This window comes from Virgibacillus sp. Bac332 (assembly GCF_003667785.1).
Classification (GTDB): domain Bacteria; phylum Bacillota; class Bacilli; order Bacillales; family Amphibacillaceae; genus Virgibacillus; species Virgibacillus salarius.
Window position 1 is genome coordinate 1,063,294 of record NZ_CP033046.1, and the last position, 26,717, is coordinate 1,090,010.

Below are 26,717 nucleotides of genomic sequence, written 5' to 3' on the forward strand. Positions count from 1 at the left end.
CTAGTTTTATTCCTAATTGCTAGATTAGTTAGTTACTCGTGTTTTGATTCCTATGGGATTTGTTCGCTGAAACGTATCATATATTCTTGGTGCTACCATGGCTGCAGCGCCAATTGTCAGTAAATCTACTGGTAAGTATGCGAGCATGATTAGCCATGCCTTACTATAAGTTATACTCTCAGTAGCATCCATAAAGAATGCTAGAGAAAAATACATATAATTCGTTCCAATTAGGTAATTGAATACAAGTCCCACCAGAGAAGCAATAACAAAGGTAAGGGAAGTGGGTTTTCTTGTAAATTCAATCACTTTCCCTACCATATAGGCTGTAACAATAAACGATATAATAAAGCCAAAGGTTGGACTAAAAATAGTACCTAGTCCACCTTTCAAGCCAGCGAATACGGGAATACCGATAACCCCTACAAGGACGTATACGATCATGGAAATCGCCCCCCGACGGCTACCAAGTAGAGCACCAGATAAGAAACAAAAAAATGTTTGTAAGGTTATCGGTACACCGCCAATTTGCAAAAATGGCACCCATGTGGTTATATTTGCTCCAATCCCCATTAATGCTACAAACAAAGCTATTAAGGTCAAATCTAAGGTATGAACACGTATGTGCGTCTTCAATTAAAAGCCTCCTGTCTAAAAACCTGTAACGTAACAACACACCTGTCATTAAGGGTTTATTCCATCTAAGGCTAATAAATTAGCCACAAATTATAATTCTCTATAAGAATGTTTGAAGTGGTATGGACACTTTGGTTTGCTCAATCACGTGTTTCGGGCTATTCGAATCGAGCCAAGGTAGAATGCCAAGGACAGGAATCCCAGTTAGCTCCTCAATAATGCCAGGATTGGTTTGTTCAGCTGCCCCATGTTTGGCTTCATCTAATCCATTTAAAACAATTCCAGCTATTTCAAGCCCCATATGCTTGGCGAATTGAACAGTTAACGATGTATGATTGACGGTGCCAAGATGTATACTTGCTACAATTAACAATGGAAAGCCAATTGCTTTAGCTACATCGGCAGCAAGATAATTTTCACCGAATGGAACGGCAATTCCACCGGCACCTTCTACAATGAAGAATTCATGGGTATCTCTAATACTGTTCCAAGCGTTGACAATGGATGCTAGGGAAATCAACCGATCTTCTCTTTTGGCAGCAACATATGGTGCTAATGGCTCTTTAAATTGATAAGGTGTAATTTGCTCCAATGTATTCCTATCTCCTGAGAATCTCTTCAGAATAGCGGGATCGCTGAGGGGGTGTTCCCGTTTCTCTCCACTTAACATGGGCTTAAAAACGCCAACATCTATTCCTTGTTTGTGTAATGCACCGGCAATGCCAGCACCGATACATGTTTTACCAATACCCGTATCTGTTCCTGTAATAAATAATCCCTTTGATTTCATACTTTTGTCTCCGTTTCTTGGTTGATCTATATAGGTAGAGTAGTAGAAGTCGTTTATGTGAGATTTTATTTTTTTATGGTCTCCAATTGTGCATATTTTTCTTCTGTAATCTGTTGAATAGAGGCTTCCATAATTTTTATCATTTCCCGCAATTCCTGTCGTTTGCTAGATAGTGGCGGCATAAAAACAATCGTATCTCCCACTGGACGGGTTAGCATACCGAGCTGACGCATCTTTAAGGAAACGTCATAACCTACTCTTTTTTCGAAAGGAAAGGGTTCTTTTGTTTGCTTATTTTTCACTAGTTCTATTCCTACCATAAAACCAAGCTGTCTAATATCTCCAACATGTTCTAATTTATTGAAGCATTCTAATTCCCTGTACAGGTATTTCGAGTTTTCTTGCACACGAGTAATTACTTGTTCTTTCTTAAATAAGTCCAGATTGGCAAGAGCAACTGCGCAACCTAACTGATTTCCAGTGTACGAATGTCCATGAAACAATGTTTTCATATTTGTATAATCATCATAGAAAGCCTCATATATTTGCTCTGTTGAGAGAGTAGCAGCAATTGGTAAATAGCCTCCTGTGATACCTTTTCCGATAATCATAATGTCTGGAGTTACATCTTCATGCTCACAGGCAAACATTTTCCCTGTTCGACCAAATCCGGTAGCTACTTCATCGAGAATAAGTAGAACGTTGTATTTCTTACACAATGCTTCAACACCAGCCAAGTAGCCATGAGGCATTAATCGCATTCCTCCTGCTCCTTGCATCATCGATTCGACTGTTACGGCAGCTAGCTCATCCTGATGCTGATCTAATGTACGTTCTAGTTCTAGTAAGCACTCATTTTTACATGTTTCAGGGTCTCCACTTGGATGTCTATATACATATGGAAAAGGAACAGGGATGCTATCAAATGTAAGTGGCTGGTAGACGTGATGGAAAATATCTACCGCACCAACACTTACTGCGCCAATTGTATCGCCATGATAACCGTCCTTCATCGTTACAAATTTATTTTTACCTGTAACCCCTTGGTTTCTCCAATACTGAAAGGCCATTTTAAGTGCGATTTCAACAGCTTCTGCACCACTATCGGAGTAAAAAATACGATTTAGACCATCAGGGGTAATATGTACTAATTGTTCTGCTAATTCAGTAGCTGGCTGGTTTGTCATTCCAAGTAGTGTAGAATGTGCAATTTTATCTAATTGACTACAAATAGCTTCATTTAATTCTTTTTTTTGATGACCATGTACGTTTAACCATACAGATGAAAAACCATCATAATAGGATTTTCCTTCCGTATCTTTTAGGATAACGCCTTGCCCACTTTCAATAATTAACGGATTACGATCATAATCCTTCATTTGCGTAAATGGGAGCCATAGATGTCGTTTACTTTTTTCTATTAATTCACTGTTGCTCATTGATAGACCTCCATATTACATTTTATTGTTAACCATATTTTTTAAAGGTTAACAATAATGAAATCATAAAAAAACGTCGAGGTCAATCCTTATTGATAGAATTTGTTCGATGAATAGCTTGTCTATTATTGGCGATAAAAGGGCTGTTTGCATACCTTTTTTAAAATTAAGTTGTCGTACGAATCCTATTCTTAATTTCCAATGTAATATAACCATATATATAGAAAATTTGTATATTTTAGACAAATATAGACAGGGTCTATTCATTTTGCATAAAAAATGGTAGAATGGTAAAGCAACTCAAAAAATTACAAGCTTCAATCCTTGTAAACACTGCATTTACACTACCATTCCAAATAGCCTCTATTCACCAAATCGTCTCAGACAATCGAATATACAACTAGAAAGGACGAATGCTATGAATCTAACGAAAAAAATTCTGATTGCCCTCGTACTAGGAATCATCGTAGGTATAGGTTTAACTTTTTCATCTAGCGATGTATTTTCTGCTGTTGATACGTATGTATTAAATCCTGTTGGACAAATATTTTTAAATTTAATCATGATGATTGTTGTGCCGATCGTATTTGTTTCCATTGTCCTGGGAACAGCTGGGTTAGGTGATCCTTCGAAACTAGGTAAAATCGGCATTCAAACGGTTAGCTTTTATTTAGTTACCACTGCTGTAGCTCTTGTAATTGGACTTGGTGTCGGATTTTTACTAGAGCCTGGTAAAGCTGGAACATTTAATGTAGAAAATGTTACCTATGAGGAACAAGCAGCACCACCTATTATGGATACATTAGTTCAGATAATTCCCGAAAATCCAATCGAAGCAATGTCTACTGGAAATATGCTGCAAATCATTGCTTTTGCCATATTTATAGGGGTTTCACTAGCAGTATTGGGGGAAAAAACAAGTGGGATTCGTAGTTTATTTGAACAAGCAAATGAAATCCTTATCTTCCTTGTTAACGCAGTAATGAAAACGGCTCCGTATGGTGCGTTCGCATTGATTGCCTCAGCTATTGGAGATGCTGGATTAGATGCATTAGGGTCTATGTTCATGTATATGCTAGCAGTAATTGTAGCACTTATTTTGCATGGCGCAATTACGTATAGTTTGGCAATCAAAGGCTTAGGAAAAGCGAGTCCGTTAAAATTCTATAAATCATTCTTCCCTGCAATGTCTGTAGCGTTTAGTACATCTAGTTCAAGTGCAACGTTGCCTGTCTCTATGAAGTTGGCTCAGGAGCAGTTAGGAGTAAAGAAGTCGATTAGTAGTTTTGTTCAGCCTTTGGGAGCTACGATAAACATGGATGGTACTGCAATTATGCAGGCTGTAGCTACCGTGTTTATTGCTCAAGTATATGCAGAACCACTTGGATTAAGTCAATTATTGATGGTTGTCTTAACGGCAACGTTAGCAAGTATTGGAACAGCTGGGGTACCTGGCGTAGGCTTAATTATGCTATCAATGGTTCTTAAACAAGTTGGTTTACCTGTGGATGGCATCGCGCTAATCATTGGTGTTGATCGGTTATTAGATATGCTACGTACATCACTTAATATTACTGGAGATGCAGCTTGTGCCTATATTATCTCGGAAAGTGATAAGAAAAATAGTAAACAAAAAGCACAGCAATCTGCATTATAGTAGAACTGTTTTAAGATCCATCTAGCACGAAAAATATGCTAAACTTCTGTATAGTCAAATAGTGTACAGTAATCAGGAGAAACGGCTACCTGTGGAAAGGTAGTATATACCAGTAGCATGGATGGGGAGTTGACTGATGAAGTCAGCTCCTTTTTAGCAGCCTAGGAAATGATAAAATTTGCCCATGTAGATAAAAAGGCGCGTGTTGAGCCGTCCAGCTCCAGCGCCCAGAAACGAGGCGACTTCATGAATCGCCCTATGATACGTCATCATCGGCGCGCTAGCTTACCGTAATTCCTTTTTCTCCGTTGATTCGCTCCAGTCGCTACGTTTTTAATCGTGCGCTTGCCGCTTTTGTTCTAAGTTAAGAAAGTATAAAATCAGTGCAATGACTGCGTTAAGCCAAGTAGTTATTTTGAAATGTTAGATGTCTATTGGCAATGCTTCGACTAATTACTTCGCTTTCCGCGGGCGCGACCTCAACTAACTTTGCAAAGAAGAACACGTTGCAAAGTGGATTTTCGGCTCGCGCTAATCCCGCAGGAGTCTACGTAATTAGTCTCCGCTATGAGAAGGTGCAACAATTCTTGTCATAAGTAATAGGTTGACTTTTTTTACAATGGGTAAAGTGAAAATCGCTATCCGTGAGTATAAAAGCAGCTGTGTTACTTCATGCTAGCGTTGTAGAGCCTGATAATAGCGAAGGCCGGCCACTTCAACTCCTGTGGGAAATGTTTGACCTGAAGATCCACTTTTTTGAGCGGGTTTTGCTAAAAAAGTTAGCTGAAGGACAAACCCCACGGAAAGGGAAGTGGGCAGCCGGAGTGGTGGTCAAGCAGTAGCTATTATTCCATAATAGCTACTAGAGGAAGCGTAAATCTGAGCATGTAGTGATAGGGACTGAGCGAATTTTGCTCAGTTTTTTTATAGTGGTAGTTATAAAATCAGTGTTATACGCCAACTTTTCTAATAAATAAATAGTTTATTACTTTAAAAATGTCACAGAATGTTCTAAAATAAATAATAGTTACCAAAAAGTTTGCATAATTTTTAATACATTGTTTTTTAATCGGTTCATAAATAGAATTAGTACTTGTAAACGTATCAAGGAGATATTTCTATTATTTGTAACCGATTTCAATTTATAAAACGAGGTGATTGGATGGATATGCAGAAGATACCAGTTAAAGAAGGTAATCATAATCTGAAAGATTATGAAAAAGTTAGGGAAACTTTTTCATGGGATGATATGAAGAAACATTTTTCCTGGAATGAAACGGGAAAGGTTAATATTGCCTATGAGGCGTTAGACCGCCATGCGGAAAATCCAGAGAAAAAGGACCAGGTTGCATTACTGTATTCTGATCCAGATAGAGAAGAGAAGGTAACCTTTGGTGACCTACGTGATGAGAGTAATAAGTTTGCTAATGTTTTACGTAAGTATAATGTGAAAAAAGGAGATCGCGTATTTCTGTTCATGCCAAGAAGCCCAGAATTTTATGCAGCTTTCTTCGGTATCCTTAAAGTTGGTGCCATCGCTGGACCTTTATTCGAAGCTTTCATGGAGCAAGCGGTTCGCGATCGATTGCAGGATAGTGAAGCAAAAGTGTTAATTACAACACCTGATTTATTGTATCGAGTTCCACAGGAGGATTTACCAAACTTAGAAAAAATAGTGCTTGTAGGGAAACATAACGAATCTGCGGATCATTATATTGATTATCAAAGAGAAATGAAGGATGCTTCTAATAAAACAGAAATGGAATGGGTAGATTTAGAAGATGGTATGTTACTCCATTACACATCTGGATCTACTGGAAAACCAAAAGGTGTGTACCATGTCCATAATGCTATGATTCAACATTATGCTACGGGCGAGTGGGTATTAGACCTAAGGGAAGAGGATGTATATTGGTGTACCGCTGATCCAGGCTGGGTTACTGGAACAAGTTACGGAATTTTCGCACCATGGTTGCATGGTGTGACTAATGTTATTCGAGGTGGAAGATTTACACCGGATGATTGGTATGGAACACTAGATACGTATAAGGTTAGTGTCTGGTATACGGCACCTACAGCACTTCGTAAATTAGTAAGTGCAGGAGAAGACGTAGTGAAGAAATATGACCTTTCTTCCTTACGACATATTATGAGTGTTGGAGAGCCATTGAATCCAGAAGTAGTGACTTGGGGATTAAAAGCATTTAATTTGCGGATTCATGATACATGGTGGATGACGGAAACAGGTGCACAGCTTATTGTTAACATTCCATCAATGGAGATAAGACCAGGATCAATGGGGAAACCATTACCAGGTATTGAAGCGGCTATTATTGATAATGAAGGAAATGAACTACCACCAAACCAAATGGGGAATTTAGCTATTAAGAAAGGTTGGCCATCTATGATGCGGGCTGTATGGAAGAATCCAAGCAAGTATGACAGCTACTTTATCCATGGTTGGTATGTATCAGGAGATAGTGCTTATAAAGATGAAGATGGCTATTTCTGGTTCCAGGGGCGTTTAGATGATGTTATCAATACTTCTGGTGAACGAGTTGGCCCATTTGAGGTAGAAAGTAAATTAATAGAACATCCGGCTGTTGCTGAAGCCGGCGTTATTGGGAAACCACATCCAGAGCGAGGAGAGATCATTAAAGCGTTTATTACGCTGAATGATGGGTATCAGAATACGGATGAATTACTAGAGGATATACGCTTATTTGTTAAGACAGGGCTAAGTGCTCATGCTGCACCACGTGAACTAGAAGTAAAAGACTCCATTCCTAAGACAAGAAGTGGTAAGATCATGCGTCGACTATTGAAGTCTTGGGAGCTAGGATTGCCTACTGGTGATACGTCAACATTAGAAGAATAGATGGTAGAGCCACAGAGGGTAAAATAATTTAGATAACGAAGACGCTTAATTATAGACTGATTAAAATATGCTCCCTTCCAAAGTAGATAGATCAAAAAATATAATCTGTTGCTTTGGGGGGATTTTTGTCTAGGAAATTACGGAAATTATAAAATTTGAGCCTGTGGATATATATGGGCGTGTTGAGCCGCGTGAAGCTCCAGCGCCCAGAAACGAGGCGACTTCATGAATCGCCCTAATCTAAGTCATCATCGGCGCGCAAGCTCATCGTAATACCTTTATCTCCGTTGACTCGCTCTAGTCGCTACGTTTCTACTCGGACGCTTACGCCTTTTGCTCTTGAAATGCTATCGAACGGAATGGATACAACACTCCTTTTACACCGCTCACTTTATAAGCTAGTTATTTCTTATTTACTTTGAAATCTGTTACATTTCCAATATGGGACATATTCATAAATTGAGGAAATGAGGAATCTTAAAATGTCTAAAGAATTTTGGGATCAAAACTTTTCAGATAAAGAATTTGTATATGGGAAACAGGCAAATCAATTCATCCAGCAAAAGAGTCACCTCTTATCTAAAAATTCAACTATAGGATGCTTTGCAGAGGGAGAGGGCAGAAACGCCATCTATTTAGCTGGTTTAGGGCATGAGGTTATTGCTTATGATCAATCTACTGTCGGATTAGAAAAGGCAAAACAATTAGCTGTAGAGCAAGGAGTAAACGTACAAGCTATTCCCATGGACTTGACTAAGGAAAAGGTGATATCTCGCCAATTTGATGCGGCGATTATGGTCTTTGGGCATGTTCCAGCGGAAGATCAACATTTTTTTATTCATAATATAATTGCTGCTGTAAAGCCAGGTGGCTATGTAATGTTTGAGGTATACTCAGAGGATCAATTAGACTACCAAACAGGTGGACCAAGGGAGAAGGAAATGCTGTATCATCCATCGGATGTATTACAATGGATAATGCCTCATCATTGTTTGCATTTCTATTATGGAGAAGTAGATCGAAAAGAAGGAAAAAAGCATACTGGCTTGTCTCATGTTATTCAAACGGTTATAAAAAAGAAAGACTAGATATGTAAATAGAACCAAAGGATAAGCGGATTACTCCCTTAACCTTTGGTTTTTGTCGTTTATGCAGTAATGGATTCAGCTGGGCCAAAAATTTCGAAATGAATATCTTTGTCAGCTACATGTGATTTTTTTAAGCTTACATAGGTTGTACGCATGAATCCTTTTGGTCCACAAATGTAACATGTAGCATCTGATGTTGGTAAAATTGAAGATACCCACTCAGCGTCTATATAGCCTTTTTTATCACATCGATCCGTATCTTTGGGATGATTATAGATCGTATAGCTTGTCACATGATTATTAGAATTAGTAATGGTAGCAACTCTCTCTTTCAACGCATGATAATTTTCTGACTTTGCAGCATGAATGAAGATAACCTGTCGTTCAGGCTGTTCTTTTATCACCGTTTCTAACATACTCATCATTGGTGTCATTCCCACACCTCCACTAATTAGTATCAGTGGTCGATGATCTTGTTGATCAAGTATGAAGTCTCCAGCCGGTGCACTTATAGGTAAAATGCTTCCTTCATTAATTTTCTCATGTAAATAAGTAGAGACAATTCCTGCTGGGCCTTGTTCATTCTCATCCTCACGTTTAACACTAATGCGGTAATACCCTTCATCCGGAGCACAAGATAAACTGTATTGGCGAAGATGGGTATATGGTTCACCATCTATGTCTGCTTTTACAGTAATGTATTGTCCAGGCTGATAACTAGGAAATGGTAAACCATCCTCGGGAACTAAATAAAAAGATGTAATAACTTCACTCTCAATTACCTTTTTTGTCACTTTGAAATTTCGAAAACCTTCCCAGCCACCGGATGATTGCAATGTCTTATTATATAATTCTTTTTCCACGTTAATAAAAAGATCTGCTATGACATAATATGCTTTTTCCCATGCATCGATCACATCATCATTAGCTACTTCTCCTAAAACATCTTTCATTGCTAGTAATAGGTACTTGCCAACGATTGGATAATGTTCTGGTTGAACATTTAGACTTTTATGCTTATGTGCAATTTGCATGACATGGGGTACTATTTCTTCTAAATGATCGATATTTGCCGCAGCAGCATAAACGGTATTCGCTAAGGCCTTGGGCTGAGCACCTCTCCGTTGATTGGTTTGATTAAATAAATTCTTTAATTCTGGATGATTTGTTAGCATTAGCTGATAGAATCGCTTCGTTATCTCTGAACCTTGTTGTTGTAATACTGGCACAGTAGCTTTAATAATGTCCTTTGTTTGCTCATCTAGCTCGACTGTTTGTGTTGACATAACTAAGCACTCCCTTTAAAATAAACATGTATTTTGTATACATGTTTATTTTATAATGATTTAACTGGTAAAAAAACAGGAAAATAAGCAAAATATGTTACAATAATGTGAAAACATGAACAAGTAGGTGTATCCATGAATCTTAAAAAATATACAGATTACGCATTACGTGTATTAATATTTACGGGAATGAAATCAGATCAAGAGCTGGCTACAATTAAAGAGATATCCGAGGTATATACGATTTCACAAGAACATGTAAGGAAAGTAGTACATGAGCTTGTAAAGATGGAATTGATAGAGTCGGTAAGAGGCAGGCATGGAGGAATTAGAATGGCTAAGCCACCAGAAGAAATCAATGTTGGTAGACTTGTTCGACAGCTTGAAGCTGATTTTGTCATTTTAGAATGCTTTGATAAAGGAACAAACCACTGTGTTATTTCTCCAGGCTGTACATTAAAACATGTATTAAATAGGGCGTTAGTCGCTTTTTTTAAGGTTCTTGAAGCATATACATTAAAGGATTTAATTAAAAATGAAGAAGAGCTTCGTGAACTAATGGGACTGTAAAAAATATGTTTTATATAAGAATTATTGGGAACATATAATTATGTAGTCATCGTAAAGGAGTGGATATATCATGAGTAAAAAAATAGCAACTGTTATTACAGATATGTTTGAAGATGTGGAATATACAGAGCCAGCTAAAGCTTTCCGGGAAGCTGGTCATGAAGTCGTTATTTTGAAATGTTTGATGTATATTGGCAATGCTCCGACTAATTACTTCGCTTTCCGCGGGCACGGCCTCAACTAACTTTGCAAAGAAGAACACGTTGCAAAGTGGATTTTCGGCTCGCGCTAATCCCGCAGGAGTCTACGTAATTAGTCTCCGCTATGAGAAGGTGCAACAATTCTTGTCATAAGTAATAGGTTGACTTTTTTTACAATGGGTAAAGTGAAAATCGCTATCCGTGAGTATAAAAATTTGGCTATACCAGAGTGTTTCTTACTGTGGTATTTTAAGTATATGGAAAAAAACATCTTGAAACGAATCTTTTTTGATAAACATCAACATTGGGAAGCATTTAAGAAGAAACATGGAGAGCGAATTCGTCCAATTGTCATTAAAGAGGTGGAAAAATTTCGTGACTGTGGAGATCCCAAAAATGGATTCAAACTCTATGTTTGTGAAGGATGCCATGACGTTCGACATGTCCCTTTTCGATGTAAAGGGCGTTTTTGTACAACGTGTTCTGTAGGAGAAAGTGAAGAATGGAGTCGCGTCCTTACAGAAGATATAGTACAAGTGAACCATCGGCATGTAATCTTTACGATAGATGAAAAATTACGGGCTATATTTCTATGGCATCGAGAGCTTTTGAAACCCCTTATGGATGAAGCTGCGAAGCTAATCACGGGTTATTTTCGAAAGAAGGCAAAAGTGAAACCGGGGATAATTGCCGGATTACATACATTTGGGTCAAGAGTGAATTTCAATCCCCATGTTCATATGTTAGTGACAATGGGAGGAGTTACGAAAAAAGGAGAATGGAAAGCGTACGACTATATACCGTTTACGATGCTTCGAAAGCAATGGCAGACGGTGGTGTTAAAATTCATTCGTAACCACTTGTCAAATAAGGAAAAGAAAAGAATTCAACCAAGATTACAACAGGCTTTTTCTAATAATGGGGAAGGTTTCTATGTGTATGCCCCAAAACAAAGAGGAAAGGTGAAGGACCAACTGCGTTATATTGGCCGCTATATTCGTCGACCAGCGATTGGGAACAATCGTATCGAGGAATATGATGGTCAACATGTGACATTCAAATATATGGATAAAGTAGACGGTAAAGAAAAACATGAGACCGTAACGGTAGAAGAATTTATTATTCGATTAATACGTCATATTCCTAATGAACAGTTCAAGACAATTCGTCACTATGGGGTGTATTCTAGAAGGAGTAAGAGCTTAAGCAAAAAGCTATTAGCTACATGGCAACAAGGTACAAGGAAATGGATAGTAAAAGTGAAGAAGACATTACGCCGCCAAACCTGGAGAGAGCGTATTATTTCTAGTGGTCAAAAAGATCCCCTTGTGTGCTCGCATTGCGACAATTACTATGAATACAAGGGAGAAGTGTGTCTAGAGAATGGGAAATTAGAAATAAAGATTGCATTAACAAAAGAAGCAAGGAATGATTTAGAAAGGTTGATTCACTATCGCACAGACCAACAAACGACGCAAAAAAGGGAAGAAGAAAAAAGGAACCGACCACTTACGTCCAAAGAAGACCTACGTCAACTATCATTGTTTCATGTGTCATGAAGAAGAAAAGATACCGTATAACGTAGTAGAAGAGTTTGATTTGATGGATGGCGGAGACCCAACTACGCCACCAAGATTCAGCTGTGAACAATGTGGAGGAGAAATGTATCCGGAGTATTATAAAGGAGTACAAGGACACGAATACAAACTATCGGATGTGCTCTAGCTATGGCAAACAGGAAAGGACCGGGCTGGTTTTTGCCCGGTTTTTCTTAAGCTAAGATATGTGTAACCCAAGCTTCAGCATTCTATAGCAAATGGAAGGATCTGTTAGATTGTAACTGTCACTAGTCCAATTTTTGAATTGTGAATTGATCCTGTAGTAACAGCCAATTTTGTGGGAAAGCTAACCCTAATTTCCAATAGGATATGCCTAATAAACCTAATTCCTTTATGAGATTGAATTTGGCTTGAATGGACCGCGCATCTTCAAACCATACCTCATGTTGACTTCCTGTATTATCGGTATACGTGAAGTAAGGTGCCTGAGCCTTTTCATCGTATCTAATTTCTGCATTGTTTTCTCTTGCAATCGCGATAGCTCGCTGTGGACTTACAGCCTGAGCCGGCTCCCCACCATTTGCCTGATATGGCAGTGTCCAGTTGTATCCATATAAATTTTGACCTAATAAGATTTTCGTAGCGGGCATTTCCGTTAATGCATACATAACGACTTCCCTTACTTGATCAATTGGTGAAACAGCCATTGGTGGTCCGTAGGTATAGCCCCATTCATAGGTCATTAGCACAACAAAATCAGCAATTTCACCATGTACTGCATAATCATGTGCCTCATACCACTGTCCAGTCTGTGTGGCACTGGTTTTTGGTGCTAATGCTGTGGACATTAATAAATCTTCTTGGGATAAGCGTTCCTTTGCTTTTCTTAAAAACGCATTGTATGCTTCTCTGTCCTCTGGGGGAAGAAATTCAAAATCAAAATGCACATCGCTATATCCACCAGAAGTAGCTGTATTAACGATGTTATCTAGGAGTGTGTTTTGAACGCTTTGAACGGTTACAATAATATGTCCAAGTTCTTGGCTGAATTGACCCTCTTCCAGATTAGTCACAACCAGCATCTTTGCCGTGTTATTCTGTTCAGCGATTTCCGATAATCCATTTAATGGTGGTGGTGTTAAGCTACCATCTCTGCCAACACGATAGCTAAATATCGCTAAGTAGGTTAAATATGGAGTGGTTTTCATGGCTGCATTTTCTAGCGTATCAGAAACAGAATCTCCCATTGGTTCGATATAGGCATTGCTTGTGATAGGTGATTTAGGCCCTGGTGGTATATAAAGCCTAAATCCAACCGGAAGTACATTACCTGGCGAGATACCATTTATTTGTGCTAGCTCCTGATAAGACATTCCGAATTGTTGAGCGATGGAAAATAAACTATCACCAGGTTGGACAAAATAAAACTGTCCGACGATAGGAATAACTAATGCCTGACCGACCACTAAATTGTTTGGAGCGTCTAGTTCATTGGCATCGATAAGCGCCTGTGTTGTTGTATTATATGTATTTGCAATACCATATAACGATTCACCTGGGCTAACTACGTGAATTTGCATATAGAATCCCTCCTTCATGAGGTTGTTCAAAAATGAATTAACCTCTCTTTGAACACACCTATTTATCGATCTGCTATTAACAATCTATGAGAAGGGATTTCTTGTTATTCCAACTATATAGCTGTGATATTTGCTTTCATGACAGAATGTAATAAATATAGAGCATATTCATTATTGTCCTTACCTTCAGAAGCCATGCAGTTCTTTGGGATGTGCATATCATACCCATACATATAGGCATCCTTTGCAGTAAATAGAATACAAATATCACCCGCAATTCCTGCCATTAATAAGTTGTTTTTTCCTAATTCATTTAGCAGAGATTGTAATGGCGTTTGAAAAAAGGCGGAATGCTGTGGTTTAATTAGAAAATAGTCATTATCGTCTGGTTTTAACGGTTCAATGATTTGTTTACTCCTATCATTATGGCAGTAATTGATAATTTTATGAAAGTCAGCCTGCCAAAGACCATAATGGTCATTAACATAAATAATAGGAAGTTGCTTTACTTTTGCAAAGTTGCGTAATCGTAATAAATGAGGAAGTATATCTTTCGTATTTGCTAATAAGTTATTACCACCATCAAAATTAAAATCATTTACAATATCTACAAATAAAACAGCGGTGTTTTCAAGCGATGAATGCAATCCAATTACTCCTCTCTAATTTAAAGGAATTGATGTTTAATGATGCTTTTCTTTTAGTTATTTCCGTATTCTTGTTTTTCAAACTATTATTGAAAGGTAGGGGCAAAATTGTTGGATGAAAAAATGATGGAGTTAGCCATAGACGAGGCTACTAAAGCTGCAAGACAAAATGAAGTTCCTATTGGAGCTGTTATTGTATATCAAGGTGAAGTAATTGCTAGAGGCTATAATCAGCGTGAAACATCACAAAGTACGTTATCACATGCTGAATTGATTGCTATCGAACAAGCCAATGATGTAATTGGCAGTTGGCGCTTAGAGGATTGTACACTGTATGTGACGTTAGAGCCTTGTCCGATGTGTGCTGGGGCAATTGTCCAATCTCGAATTAAGCGTGTTGTATATGGAGCAAAAGATCCAAAGGCAGGTTGTGCTGGTACACTAATGAATCTATTAGCAGATAAGCGGTTTAATCATCAGGTAGACATTACGAAGGGTGTGCTAGAAACAGACTGTGGAGATCTTTTAAGAAATTTTTTCAAAGACCTACGTAAGCAAAAAAAGAAGAGCTAAGGTAAGCTTAAGAGCGAAAATCTATTTTAACAGATTAGTTATTTTTCCATGCTCTACCATTGCATTTTTTTAATATTATCGTTATAATGATTAATGCCGTGCTAAGTGGGGAGGTAGCGGTGCCCTGTACTTGCAATCCGCTATAGCGAGGCTGAATTCCCATCTGAGGTACGATGACTTTATAGTCTGCCTTAAGGGAGTGGTGTTGACGCTTAGGTCCTGCGCAACAGAAACCCATGAATCCTGTCAGGTCCGGAAGGAAGCAGCAGTAAGTGGTCATTTCTGTGTGCCGCGGGGAAGCCTAGGTTGAGCCATGAACTTGAGTAACGTATAGGGTTGTCGTATCGAAGATGGGTGCACGGTTTACATAAGATTAGTAAGTCCCCTAGCTGTTTGCAGCTAGGGGACTTTTTAAATGGGATATAATTTTTTAGGCACCATTAATTAGACGTATATTCATTGTGATGGAGTCGGTACGGTACCTGTATTAATCAACGATGGATAATGGAGGAAAATTACGACACTCCTGTGGAAAGAAAGTGACAGAGACACCGTAAAAGTTTGTGTTAGGGTAACGTGCATTTCTCGGTGGAAAACGAGTATCCTTTCCTCAGTAGTAAGAGTAAGAGAACCAAAAGATATATAGAAGTGAAGATAATAGGTAACCCAAGCAATATTAATAATAGAAGTGCTAAATAGATATGAAAGGGAGAGGTACAAAATGGATCGAAAAGTAATATGGGAACATCATGAGAACGTAGGAACAGAATTTTTGCAAATGAAATATATGCAAGATGGTATACAGATTACAAGTACGGTTATAAACGGTCAGAAAGAGGCTCCTTATCTTGTTCATTATCAAATCGAACTGAATAGGCATTGGAAATTTCGAGAATTGAGAGCTGAAGCAGATAGTGGAAAGCAAATCGTACTACGCTCTAACGATCAACGAGAGTGGTTTAATGAAGCGGGAGAGGAGATTACTCATTTACGAGGTGCAATGGATATTGATTTATCGTGTACGCCTTTTACCAACTCCTTGCCAATCAATCGTTTTATGTGGGAGACTGGTCAATCCAGTGATTTTGACATGGTATTTATAGCTGTTCCAGACTTTACATTGACTAAAGTTAAACAACGGTATCATCTTGTAGAACAGTCAGATAAGCGGAAGGTATTTAATTACAAAAGTAATACGTTTGAATCGACGATTGAAGTAGACGAGATGGGGATTGTGACAAAGTATCCGGGGTTATTTACCAGATTATATGCTAAATAAAAAAGGGCTGTCCCAAAAGGCAGCCCCTGTTCCTAGTCAACGGGAATAAACTCCTTTTCCGTGGGCAGTGATTCAGCCTCTTCTTGCGTATAAACCCAACATTTCGGGCTTCACACCATTGTATCTTGCACAGGAGTCTCGTATATTCCGGTTGCTGTGTCTTCATGTACCTTATGAGACAGTCCCTTATGGATGGGTCATGTCATGATTTTAGATAACCGTCTACAACTAGATCGAGTTTACCTGTATTCGGATCGATGACTAAGCCATGGACTGGTACGCTTTCTGGCATAAGCGGATGGTTCTTAATCGTAGAAACACTATGCTTCACACTATCCTCGACACTATCAAACCCTCGTAAAAAATGTTTGAAATCAACACCTGAATGGTGAAGTGTATCTAGTTTTTCTTGACTAATTCCACGAGTTTTCATTTTTTCAACTGTTCGATCAGCCTCTACACCGGCCATCCCACAATCATAATGGCCAATCACACAAACCTCATCTACTTCAAGTTCATACACTCCAACGAGAATACTTCGCATGATGCTACCAAAAGGATGGGATACAAGTGCTCCGGCAGTTTTAATAATTTTCGCATCGCCATTCGCTATATTCATGGACTTTGGCAATAGCTCGACGAGTCGAGTATCCATACAAGAAAGAATTAAGGCTCGTTTGTTTGGGAGTTTATTGCGCTGATATTTTTCATATTCCTTATTGTCAACAAATTCTTTATTATAGGTTAAAATCTCTTCTAATAAACTCATGATCAAGCTCCTCTTTTTAATAATCTCTATCCATTATAAAGGAAAAATTACAAGAAGACATAATTTAGGTGGAATTACTAGATATATATCATTATTAAAAACAAACTGAAAATTATCAACATATGTAATTTCTTAATTATGTTAAAATAATAATCTTACAAAGAGGCATCCGTTTTATAGATGTTTCATTGAATGGAGAAAGTGAAAATGTCATTACAAGTCAATAGAGGATGCTAATTCAATTGTCATTATGGATGTTTTTACTTATTGCTCTTTTACTTTATTTTGGGGTATACTTCATGCTAAAAAGAAAGCTTCATATAAATAGTCAAACAATTAGATACAAACATGTAAATAAATTTAACTTTTACCTTGATCCTATCGTTTTTCAATATTTTCCAAAAAATGTATTTAAATCTTCAGGCGTATTTGATTTGAGTCCGTAACTTTTTTGTTTTGTGTATGAATTCTATTGCACTTTTAGTAAATCTTTTGTTCTTTCCTCGTATTTTTTACTCTAAATGGCCTATATTTTTAAAACCAGAAATATTATTTTTATTCATCTCTTTTTTCCATTTGTTTTATCGCTATGGTTCACATTCCCCCCTTAAATAGAGTATAATTAGAAGGAGATTTTAAAGGAGAATTGTATCATGAGCTATCAAGCTTTATATCGGGTTTGGCGACCAACGAATTTTGCAGATGTGGTTGGGCAAACCCATATTACACGAACTTTGCAGAATGCGATTGTACAAGAAAAATTCTCTCATGCCTATTTGTTTTCCGGACCACGTGGGACAGGGAAAACAAGTGCTGCGAAAATTTTTGCCAAAACGATTAACTGCGAGCGTTCGCCGGTAAAAGAACCTTGTAATGAATGTGCGGCATGCCGTGGCATTCAGGATGGGTCCATTTCCGATGTTATCGAAATTGATGCTGCATCTAATACAAGCGTTGATGATGTCCGAGAAATTAGAGATAAAGTAAAATATGCATCTAGTGTGGTACCTTATAAGGTATATATCATTGATGAGGTACACATGATATCGGTAAATGCATTTAACGCATTGTTAAAGACACTGGAAGAACCCCCAAAGCATGTTGTCTTTATCTTAGCTACAACAGAACCACATAAGATTCCATTAACGATACTATCAAGGTGCCAACGGTTTGATTTTAAGCCAATTTCTAATCAGGCTATCGTCGAGCGAATGCAAACCATTATAGAAGCAGAAGGAATATCCGTTTCAAAAGAAGCACTAGATACGGTTGCTTTAGCTGCTGAAGGTGGAATGCGTGATGCACTAAGTATTCTTGACCAGGCTATTTCCTATAGTGAGGATACGGTTGAACTGGAGGATGTTTTAGCGGTTACCGGTGGTGTATCGCAACAAACTTTAATGAAAATTGTCCAGTCCATGTATGAAAAAGATGTACAACAAGCGTTAATGCAGTTGGATGAACTGCTCCAGGGAGGAAAAGATCCAGCTCGATTTGTTTATGATATGATCTACTTTCTACGCGATTTGTTACTATACAAGGGTGCGCCAACACTTGAAGGAATGCTAGAGCGTGCACGCGCTGACGAAAGTTTTAAGCATTTAGCTAATCACGTATCCAATGCTTGGGTTCAGGAAGCAATGACACAATTAAATCAATGCCAGCAGGAAATCAAGTGGACGAATAGCCCGAAAGTGTATATTGAGATTGCCATCCTGTCCATCACAAACGCTAATGTGGAACAAGGACGTTCAGAACAAGTGGTAGAATCTGATGCAATTGCAGGGTTAACTGCAAAAATTGGTCAGCTTGAAAAGGAATTGAGCTTATTAAAGGAAAACCCTGTTGTTAGTGCACAACCTGCACCACAACGTGAATCTAGAAGAGCACCATCCAGATCATCGAAGAACAGTTATAAGATCCCATATGAGCGAATTCGCGAGGTACTTAAACAAGCGGAGAAGCCAGCATTGAAGGAAGTTCATTCTCAATGGGCTACCTTTTTAGCAAATTTAAAGAAAGCTAATGCTCCCGCTCATGCTACTATCCAAGATAGTAAGCCAGCAGCAGCATCGGATCAAGCGCTTGTCGTTGCATTTAAATATGAAATACACTGTTCTCTGTTCTTAGATAATCGGGAGACAGTAGAATCGATACTCTCCAATGTACTAGGAAAATCATTAACGATTATCCCAATTCCAGAAAAGGATTGGACAGATTTACGAACAGAGTATTTATCAAGTCAAGAGAAATCGGAACCAAAAGCGGAACAAACTGCAGATCCACTAGTTGAGGAAGCAAGAAAGCTTTTTGGTGATGACGTATTGGAAATACATGATTAATCGAAGCATTATACGAATTAAAGGAGGAATTTTCCATGAAGGGAAATATGGGTAATATGATGAAGCAAATGCAAAAAATGCAAAAGAAAATGATGAAGGCACAGGATGAATTACATGAAATGACATTCGAAGCATCAGCTGGCGGTGGAATGGTTACAGTATACGCCAACGGCAAAAAAGAAATAACAGATATTCAAATCAAAGAGGAGGTTATTGATCCTGATGATGCTGAAATGCTACAGGACTTAATCTTGACTGCTACGAATGATGTATTAAAACAAATTGATGATAAAACGAATGATACAATGGGACAATTCACGAAAGGGTTAAACATGCCTGGAATGTTCTAATTCTAGGAGGCGCGTAGATGTATTATCCAGAACCAATTTCTAAATTGATTGATAGCTTTACAAAATTGCCTGGAATCGGGCCAAAAACGGCTGTCCGCCTGGCATTCTTTGTGTTAAATATGAAAGAAGACGATGTCTTGGAATTTGCCAATTCATTGGTCAATGCAAAGCGAGAGCTAACACATTGCTCCACCTGTGGCCACATTACGGATCAAGATCCATGTTCTATTTGTCAGGATACTTCCCGTGACCAATCGATTATCTGTGTTGTACAGGATCCGAAGGACGTTATTGCCATGGAAAAAATGAAGGAATTCCATGGGAAATACCATGTATTACATGGAGCGATTTCCCCTATGGATGGGATTGGACCAGAGGATATTAACGTTCCCGATTTAATTAATCGACTAAAGGATGAAGAAGTTGAGGAGTTAATATTGGCTACAAATCCTAATATCGAAGGTGAAGCAACTGCAATGTATATATCCCGACTTGTAAAACCATCTGGAATTCGAACAACAAGAATTGCTCATGGTTTACCAGTAGGGGGAGATTTGGAATATGCAGATGAAGTAACCCTATCGAAGGCATTAGAAGGTAGAAGAGATCTGTAGGAATTAGGTGAATACATGGCAAAGAAAAAGATAACGAGAAAAGATGTTGACGGTGAGTTGTTAGATACGATGATTCGTTTGGAGAAAGAGAGGAAGCAAATCGAGTCAATGGTTTCTAGAAGCATTGAATCGACAAGTGATGGATATCATTGGGAGGCTTTTGCACAAGCGAAATATTTATTCTTACTACGAGAGGCAAGGCATCGTAATTTACGAGCAAACTACCATTAATTGAAGGTTTTTTCATAAACTACTATATTAATTGATACGTATACTTCAAAGACAAGGCATGGATGCACTTGTCTTTTTGGCTCGATTATATATGTTGAGCTTTGAAAAAATTAAGCATAATAAAACACGCAGGCTCCTATATTCTTTACACTTGAACTGACGAGAAACAAAGCAAAGGGATAGGATTGCTGTCGTTAGGGAATAACTGAAGCTAACCATCGCATAACTTACTCATTCAGTTATCCCTAACCTATGAATAGAATTGGCTAAATCTAAACTAACAAAGTGCTCTCGTCTTTATTAATAATATAATCTGCAGTTTCAACTGCTTTTTGTAGCTGATTATTTTTCAGATAATAATTAAATAATTCCCTTTCATAGCGTTGCATGGTTACAAAAAAACCATGCTCTTTAAAATAAGGTAATGCTTTTTTTGTAAGATAGAAATAATATTTTTCTTCTAGGTCAAGAATCGTATAATAATGTAGCCAGAATACATGCTGATATAAGGGATCTCCTATTTCTGTAGCTACTGCTAAGCCTTCTTCTACTAAAGCTAGTAATGCTTCTTTTGCAATAAATCCTCCTTCATTACCACAACGTACATACCCTTCTAATGATAATAAATAAATATTTGATTTCTGTTGCTTTAAATCCATGGACGCTTTATATAGTTTACCAGCTTCACGGTATTTCTTTCTCTTTAAGTGTTCGTAGGCATAATTATGTAGAATTTTAGCTTTCTTTTCTGGAGAGTTACATAGATCACAAAGCCGAATTAATTCATCGTATTGCTCCTTCGTTTCCTTAAAATTTCGATGCTGGCCGGACTCTACTTCAATTAACATAAGGTTTTCCGTATCAATAACCCCAAGAAAATAATTTCTTTGCTTATAGGCATTCAACGCTTTTTCCCCATAGTAATATGCTAATACGGGAGAATGGATATGATGATAAGCTGCTGCCAAATCATAATAGACCATAGCATTGGAATACATATCAAAATTAATACTTTTTAGTAGATCGATAGATTTAAGATGCTCATCAATCGTCATATAGTAGATACCTTTTACATGTTGCAAGAGGTTCTCTTCATAGTTATTGAGCTTATTCCGTTTTTTATCCAGAAAGTCGATTAACTCTACAGCATTATCCACACTATTTTGCTTTAAATAATAGATGGCCTTTAAGAGTAAATAGTAGAGGTGATATCCTGAAATAGCAATCATTTCGTTTGTTTGAAATTCATGATAAACGGTAGTCGCACTGCTATAATCTTGGGAAATTATCATTTCTTTCCATTGGTCAAGCTTCTTTTTTACATTTTTTAAACTAGCTGCTTCTTCTTCTAAATTAATACTTAGTTTTTGAGCTAATAACATCGTGATTTCTGGTGAATATTCCGTTAATCCTCTTTCTATTTTACTAATATGTGTTACAGAGCAAATGCCTTGCCCAAGCTGTTCCTGGGTGATTTTAGCTTTTTCTCTGTAAAATTTAATAATCTTTCCTTCATACATCGATGCGGCCCCCTTTTAAAGAGATCTTCATTACATAATTTTTATCATTATTTTGTACGAGGATTAATAGAACTTCCGATATAAATAGCTAACTTTATACCAATTATAGCTAACTTGGGGTAATTATTAATAGTGCTTTTGATGCGAATTTTTTTCATTCGTAAAGGTGTTACACCAAGCTAATGCCTAGCAAGATAGGTTTTTATTAATATCCTTGCAACCTTGTTAATACCCCAAGGGAGTAATAGTAATGCAAAAGTTCTATTTTAAATATTCAGAAATGAAAGAATTACCCCAATTTACAGTATTGTGATGTGAATATAACATATGGAATAAGAACGGATTTGTACTTGCAGTTACAAATGCAAAAAGGAGGGAAGTATTACAAATCTAATTCAAAAGGAAAGAGAGGAGAAAATAGGTCATGCTAAAACGTAGATTGCAATGGCTCACTGTTTATTTATCTATTATATTACTGCTCATGTCCCTAGTTCCTGTATACCCATTTGCCGCCTCAGCTAAGGGGAAGGAAATAAAAGAGGTATTAAGTGACTTATCAGCAGAAGAGCGCAAAGCCATCCATGAATTAGAGGCAAATCAAGGTTTTACTATTCATCCAGATATTAATGTAGAAACGTCAGAGCCTGTACAGGTTATTGTTGAATTTAAGCAGGATCCAGCAAAAGTAGAGGTAGCAAAGGCGAAAGCGATGAAGTCACGTAGCAAGGTGACGTTAACTCAAGCATCAGACAAGGTAGAAGCATCACATAAACAATTTAAAGAATCCTTACAAAAGATGAAGAAAACAAAAGCTGCTAATGAACCAGCTATTACTTATGAGTATCGACATGCGATAAACGGTGTGGCGATGACATTACCTGGAAACAAGGTAAAAGATTTAATTCAAACAGGTGTTGTTAAACGGGTATGGAAGGATGAAACCGTTAACCTAGATCTTCCAATCATAGATCAAAACAAAATAGAACCCAAAATGGCTGATAGTGTTCCGCAAATTGGGGTAGATCAATTACATGAAGAAGGAATAAAAGGGGAAGGAATACAAGTTGGGGTAATTGATACAGGAATAGATTATAATCATCCTGATTTAACAAATGCCTATGATGGTTACCGTTTTACAGTAGGGGAAGACCCTGCTGATATTGATCCAGATCAGGTTAAGGGTTGGGATTATGTAGATAATGATGCGGATCCGATGGAGACTACGTATGAGGACTGGCAGAAGTCAGGAGAAGCGGAATTTATTAATGGGATAAGCTATTACACCTCACATGGCACACACGTTTCTGGCACAATTGCCGGTACGAAAAGTAATGATGTTGATTATGCAGTTAAAGGTGTAGCTCCCCAAGTAGATTTATATAATTATCGTGTGTTAGGACCTTATGGTTCGGGATCTACTAATGGAGTCATCGCGGGGATTGATAAAGCTGTCAAGGATGAAATGGATGTTATTAATCTCTCATTAGGATCTGGTACAAATGATCCGTTGTCTCCGACATCTGTAGCTGTTAATAATGCCGTATTATCAGATGTAGTAACGGTAGTGGCTGCAGGTAATGCTGGACCGGGAGAAAAAACGGTAGGATCACCAGGAGCGGCAGCGCTTCCAATTTCTGTTGGAGCTAGCGATGTGTCACAGGCAATACCAACATTCGATGCTACAGCAGGAGATATTGTATTAACAGATTTGCAACTGCTTGCCAAGAATTTTACAGACGACCTTGAAGCGCTCCGAGGTCAATCTTTATCTGTAGTAGATGCAGGCCTAGGGTATGCAGAGGATTTTTCAAAGATTAATGTAGAAGGGAAAATTGCTCTAATTGAGCGTGGTGAGATTACGTTTGACGAAAAAGTTAAGAATGCAAAGGATGCAGGCGCTGAAGCTGTCATTGTATTTAATCATGAAGAAGGACAAATTCCTTATTATATTGGAGAAAGTACAGCATATCTCCCAGCATTCCGTTTATCTAATCGAGATGGACAAGCTCTCAAAGAAGCGCTTTCAGAGGATCTTTTGCTGGTGTTTGGTGAACTAACAAATACGAATTCAGAAGGCGATCATTTAGCAGATTTTAGTTCAAGAGGACCTGCAGCACAAAATTATGATATTAAGCCAGATGTCGTGGCGCCTGGAGTAGCCATTTTCTCTACGTACCCTTCCTATGTTAATGATCCGGAAAGTAATAACTATGATTTAGCATATGCTCGGATTCAAGGTACTTCGATGGCTTCGCCACATGTTGCAGCATCAGCAGCACTTATCTTACAAACCCATCCAGATTACAGTCCGTTTGAAGTGAAAGCAGCTTTAATGAATACATCTGTTGATTTAAAAGAGGATTATTCTGTTTATGAAGTAGGGGCAGGACGTATTAATGCTTATGATGCCGTTCATGCTAAGACAGCAATTAAAGTCCTTGATCAAACAGAGATGATAGATGGTGAAGAGTCTATCATGATCGATGAAGTTACAGGATCCATTGGTTATGGTAGTTACTATCTTGAAAAAGGTCAGGGGCTAGAAAAAACGAAAGCCCTTCGAATTGAGAATCGCTCAACGGAGGAGGAAACGTATGCCATTAACGTTGAATTCCTAAAAGGAGACAACGAAGGTATTGCAGTAAATATACCGGAATCGCTAACTATAGGAGCTGAACAGTCAGAAAATATAGATGCAACTATTGAAGTTCCAGATAATGCATCGTACGGCAGATTTGAAGGTTATATTCATATTGAAAATGAACATAGTGAAGAGGCTTTCCAAGTACCGTTTGCTATTCGCGTTACCGATAAAGGGATTGATTATGTTGATTTAGATCGAGAAGCCGTTCCCAATGAATGGACATTCCATCCATTTTTACGTCCATTTATTACTATGGCTTTTAAGATTAAGAGTCCGATGGAAACAATGGATGTGATTGTAAAAGATGGAGATACAAATGAACCAATCGGGTTAGTTGGTACGTTAGATAGCAGCAATATGGATGTTGATCGAGAGTATTATGTATTAAATGCGTTTATGGGGAATGTATTTCCATTTACCGATGATCCGGAAAACCCAATAGCTGAAGAAATAATGAAACTGCCAGAAGATGATTATATTCTAGAAGTGATTGGTCATGATGAAAACGGAGAAACGTACACGGTGCAAAATGTTGTTGTTGTCGATAATACACCGCCAGAAATAACATTTAACGATCTTGAGCCTGGTGTACATGAAGTGGATGAATCGATGTATACCGATGAAGATGGTTATCATGCGCTATGGGTCCATACAAATGTCTATGATTCTACGATCGACGTACTTAATTCCAAAGGACTAGAGTATGATCAGTCGGAAAATATCGTTGCTTATTATCAGAATTCGCCATTTCCTGGTTTAATTTCAGTAGAGGCGAATGGAGATATGAAATTTGGTTTATTACCAGAAGAAATTGAAAATGAACCAGTGAATTTAGATTTAATGCCAGTTGATTTAGCTACGAATGCTAATTTTATGAATAAAACGAGGTATACATTCGTTAAAAAAGGTACGGCTTATGGAATCGCTAATTATAATAAAGAGTCAATAAGTAAAGGTGACACATTTACAGTGACATTAAGCTTAAAAAATGTTCAAGCACTAATGTCTGGCGAATTTGAAGTAGAATATTTTAGGGATCTCTATACGTTTGAAAATGTTCAAGTTAATGAGGCATTTGCGGAATATGCAAAAGAAAATGGGTTGGATGTTGAATTAGATGAACCAACCTTTAGGGAAGACTATTGGACAGACTTTGTGAAGGTAGGTGCTTCGGTGGAAGGAAATGATTTTTCCGGCATTAATGGAGATATGAAGTTTCTTGATGTCACGTTTAAATTGATAGATGATCATTATTATAGTGGTTTGGCAAGCTTATCTTTTGCTGATTTTAGCTATAAACAAGCTGGGGAAACAGAACCGACAACCATTCCTGTTTTTTCTCATGATAAGTATACCATTATTCCAAAACATTCGACGATAACAGGATTTATTAAGCCAGAAGCTTTTCTTCATGAAGATGGTTTCACATTAAATAAAGACTATGAAGGAATGGGTGTTAAAGTATATGCAAAAGCGCAAAACGGCAAGAAATATACGGGTACTATTACGGAGCAAGGAAGCTTTACCATCAAGGGCTTACCTGTGACGGAAGAAAAATATAAGGTTTATGTAGATGTTCCAGGTCATTTAAATAACGTGTTGGAGGCAGAGGTAGGAATAGAAAAAAATGGTGAACTAATTGGGCAATCGAAGCGTGTTTATCCTGAGATGAATCTTGCTGGAGATAGCAATGGAGATAAAGTGGTTGACATCCACGACGTGATGCGAGTTGTTGCCCATTATGGAAAAGAAAATGATAAAGCAGATGTTAATAAGGACGGGGTAGTGGATGAAGCAGACATCCGATTTATAGAGAAGAACTTTTTAGAAATTGGATTTGATGCACCAGGTAATAAAAGACCACTAGAAAAACTAGGCAATAAAGGATTAAATGATTTTCTAAAATCCTTAGGTCTAGAGCCAAACAAGTAAAATAAGCAGTCTTAAACGATGCGTATCGTACAGCAATTTGAATATTCATTAAAGAGCAACCTTGATAAGACCTTTGGTGAGACCGTTACCTCGGGGCAAAGCGTATACCAGTTGTTTAGTAAGAGAGCTGTCT

General features: G+C 37.8%; 22 protein-coding genes, 1 other RNA gene and 1 pseudogene. 16 read left to right on the forward strand and 8 right to left on the reverse strand.

Translation table 11 applies throughout. The features are described 5' to 3' along the window. Positions 1 to 24 precede the first annotated feature (24 nt). The 3 genes from D9782_RS05000 to bioA form a co-directional block, all read right to left on the reverse strand. Complete coding sequence (locus D9782_RS05000) at positions 25 to 636, reverse strand: ECF transporter S component (protein WP_034678419.1); 612 nt, start codon at positions 634 to 636, stop codon at positions 25 to 27. A gap of 100 nt (positions 637 to 736) precedes the next feature. Continuing rightward, entirely contained in the window at positions 737 to 1,426 is a 690-nt protein-coding gene (gene bioD / locus D9782_RS05005; protein ID WP_026679905.1) for a dethiobiotin synthase, read from the reverse strand. A 65-nt stretch (positions 1,427 to 1,491) separates the two neighbouring features. Further along, a complete protein-coding gene (bioA, locus tag D9782_RS05010; RefSeq protein ID WP_121604261.1) occupies positions 1,492 to 2,865 on the reverse strand; it encodes an adenosylmethionine--8-amino-7-oxononanoate transaminase in 1,374 nt (457 codons plus the stop codon). 418 nt (positions 2,866 to 3,283) lie between these two features. Here bioA and D9782_RS05015 point away from each other — a divergent pair, with 418 nt between their 5' ends. The 4 genes from D9782_RS05015 (at position 3,284) to D9782_RS05030 (ending at position 8,488) form a co-directional block, all read left to right on the forward strand. Then, positions 3,284 to 4,522, forward strand: coding sequence for a dicarboxylate/amino acid:cation symporter (locus D9782_RS05015; RefSeq protein WP_026679904.1), 1,239 nt, complete (start codon positions 3,284 to 3,286; stop codon positions 4,520 to 4,522). A 644-nt stretch (positions 4,523 to 5,166) separates the two neighbouring features. Beyond that, a complete protein-coding gene (locus D9782_RS05020; protein ID WP_121603754.1) occupies positions 5,167 to 5,364 on the forward strand; it encodes a hypothetical protein in 198 nt (65 codons plus the stop codon). 320 nt (positions 5,365 to 5,684) lie between these two features. Beyond that, complete coding sequence (acsA, locus tag D9782_RS05025; RefSeq protein ID WP_026680139.1) at positions 5,685 to 7,400, forward strand: acetate--CoA ligase; 1,716 nt, start codon at positions 5,685 to 5,687, stop codon at positions 7,398 to 7,400. A gap of 482 nt (positions 7,401 to 7,882) precedes the next feature. Continuing rightward, complete coding sequence (locus D9782_RS05030) at positions 7,883 to 8,488, forward strand: class I SAM-dependent methyltransferase (protein ID WP_026681837.1); 606 nt, start codon at positions 7,883 to 7,885, stop codon at positions 8,486 to 8,488. Between the two features lie 59 nt (positions 8,489 to 8,547). Here the strand turns inward: D9782_RS05030 and hmpA are convergent, their stop codons facing one another. Then, positions 8,548 to 9,774: an NO-inducible flavohemoprotein gene (gene hmpA / locus D9782_RS05035; protein ID WP_026681838.1), complete on the reverse strand. Its 1,227-nt coding sequence runs from the start codon at positions 9,772 to 9,774 to the stop codon at positions 8,548 to 8,550. Between the two features lie 135 nt (positions 9,775 to 9,909). On the opposite strand from hmpA, the gene nsrR reads away from it, so the two are divergent. The 4 genes and pseudogenes from nsrR (at position 9,910) to D9782_RS23300 (ending at position 12,269) form a co-directional block, all read left to right on the forward strand. After that, entirely contained in the window at positions 9,910 to 10,344 is a 435-nt protein-coding gene (gene nsrR, locus D9782_RS05040; RefSeq protein WP_026681839.1) for a nitric oxide-sensing transcriptional repressor NsrR, read from the forward strand. 70 nt (positions 10,345 to 10,414) lie between these two features. After that, positions 10,415 to 10,522, forward strand: a pseudogene (locus D9782_RS05045) (DJ-1/PfpI family protein); the annotation flags it as partial. A 279-nt stretch (positions 10,523 to 10,801) separates the two neighbouring features. Further along, positions 10,802 to 12,103, forward strand: a complete 1,302-nt coding sequence (locus D9782_RS05050) for an IS91 family transposase (protein WP_121605827.1) — start codon at positions 10,802 to 10,804, stop codon at positions 12,101 to 12,103. Further along, positions 12,093 to 12,269, forward strand: coding sequence for a hypothetical protein (locus tag D9782_RS23300; protein ID WP_205388397.1), 177 nt, complete (start codon positions 12,093 to 12,095; stop codon positions 12,267 to 12,269). The genes D9782_RS05050 and D9782_RS23300 overlap by 11 nt, the downstream gene beginning before the upstream one ends. 121 nt (positions 12,270 to 12,390) lie before the next feature. Here the strand turns inward: D9782_RS23300 and D9782_RS05055 are convergent, their stop codons facing one another. Together D9782_RS05055 and D9782_RS05060 are read right to left on the reverse strand one after the other, a co-directional pair. Beyond that, entirely contained in the window at positions 12,391 to 13,683 is a 1,293-nt protein-coding gene (locus D9782_RS05055; RefSeq protein ID WP_121604262.1) for a glycoside hydrolase family 18 protein, read from the reverse strand. A gap of 113 nt (positions 13,684 to 13,796) precedes the next feature. After that, positions 13,797 to 14,330, reverse strand: a complete 534-nt coding sequence (locus D9782_RS05060; RefSeq protein ID WP_121604263.1) for a cysteine hydrolase family protein — start codon at positions 14,328 to 14,330, stop codon at positions 13,797 to 13,799. 126 nt (positions 14,331 to 14,456) lie between these two features. Here D9782_RS05060 and tadA point away from each other — a divergent pair, with 126 nt between their 5' ends. From tadA to D9782_RS05075, 3 genes are all read left to right on the forward strand, one after another. Continuing rightward, complete coding sequence (gene tadA / locus D9782_RS05065) at positions 14,457 to 14,903, forward strand: tRNA adenosine(34) deaminase TadA (RefSeq protein WP_034678596.1); 447 nt, start codon at positions 14,457 to 14,459, stop codon at positions 14,901 to 14,903. A gap of 96 nt (positions 14,904 to 14,999) precedes the next feature. Further along, positions 15,000 to 15,265: signal recognition particle sRNA large type (gene ffs / locus D9782_RS05070), an RNA gene on the forward strand. A 359-nt stretch (positions 15,266 to 15,624) separates the two neighbouring features. Continuing rightward, complete coding sequence (locus D9782_RS05075; RefSeq protein WP_051388259.1) at positions 15,625 to 16,182, forward strand: putative glycolipid-binding domain-containing protein; 558 nt, start codon at positions 15,625 to 15,627, stop codon at positions 16,180 to 16,182. 202 nt (positions 16,183 to 16,384) lie between these two features. Here D9782_RS05075 and D9782_RS05080 read toward each other — a convergent pair whose 3' ends face one another. Further along, positions 16,385 to 16,951: a beta-class carbonic anhydrase gene (locus tag D9782_RS05080; RefSeq protein ID WP_026680144.1), complete on the reverse strand. Its 567-nt coding sequence runs from the start codon at positions 16,949 to 16,951 to the stop codon at positions 16,385 to 16,387. 653 nt (positions 16,952 to 17,604) lie between these two features. On the opposite strand from D9782_RS05080, the gene dnaX reads away from it, so the two are divergent. Genes dnaX through D9782_RS05100 form a run of 4 tightly spaced genes read left to right on the forward strand, consistent with a single transcriptional unit; the run spans position 17,605 to position 20,488 of the window. Next, on the forward strand, positions 17,605 to 19,293 hold the full coding sequence (gene dnaX / locus D9782_RS05085; protein WP_121604264.1) for a DNA polymerase III subunit gamma/tau: 1,689 nt from the start codon (positions 17,605 to 17,607) through the stop codon (positions 19,291 to 19,293). 35 nt (positions 19,294 to 19,328) lie between these two features. Further along, entirely contained in the window at positions 19,329 to 19,643 is a 315-nt protein-coding gene (locus D9782_RS05090; RefSeq protein ID WP_026680146.1) for a YbaB/EbfC family nucleoid-associated protein, read from the forward strand. A 17-nt stretch (positions 19,644 to 19,660) separates the two neighbouring features. Then, positions 19,661 to 20,257 (forward strand): recombination mediator RecR, encoded by a 597-nt coding sequence (recR, locus tag D9782_RS05095; RefSeq protein WP_026680147.1) that lies wholly within the window; start codon positions 19,661 to 19,663, stop codon positions 20,255 to 20,257. Positions 20,258 to 20,272: 15 nt separating this feature from the next. Continuing rightward, entirely contained in the window at positions 20,273 to 20,488 is a 216-nt protein-coding gene (locus D9782_RS05100) for a YaaL family protein (RefSeq protein ID WP_026680148.1), read from the forward strand. Between the two features lie 272 nt (positions 20,489 to 20,760). Here D9782_RS05100 and D9782_RS05105 read toward each other — a convergent pair whose 3' ends face one another. Next, positions 20,761 to 22,008 (reverse strand): helix-turn-helix domain-containing protein, encoded by a 1,248-nt coding sequence (locus tag D9782_RS05105; protein ID WP_026680149.1) that lies wholly within the window; start codon positions 22,006 to 22,008, stop codon positions 20,761 to 20,763. Between the two features lie 424 nt (positions 22,009 to 22,432). Here D9782_RS05105 and D9782_RS05110 point away from each other — a divergent pair, with 424 nt between their 5' ends. After that, the gene (locus D9782_RS05110; protein WP_240455810.1) at positions 22,433 to 26,584 is read left to right on the forward strand and encodes a S8 family serine peptidase; all 4,152 of its coding nucleotides are present in this window, start codon (positions 22,433 to 22,435) and stop codon (positions 26,582 to 26,584) included. The last annotated feature ends 133 nt before the right edge of the window (positions 26,585 to 26,717 follow it).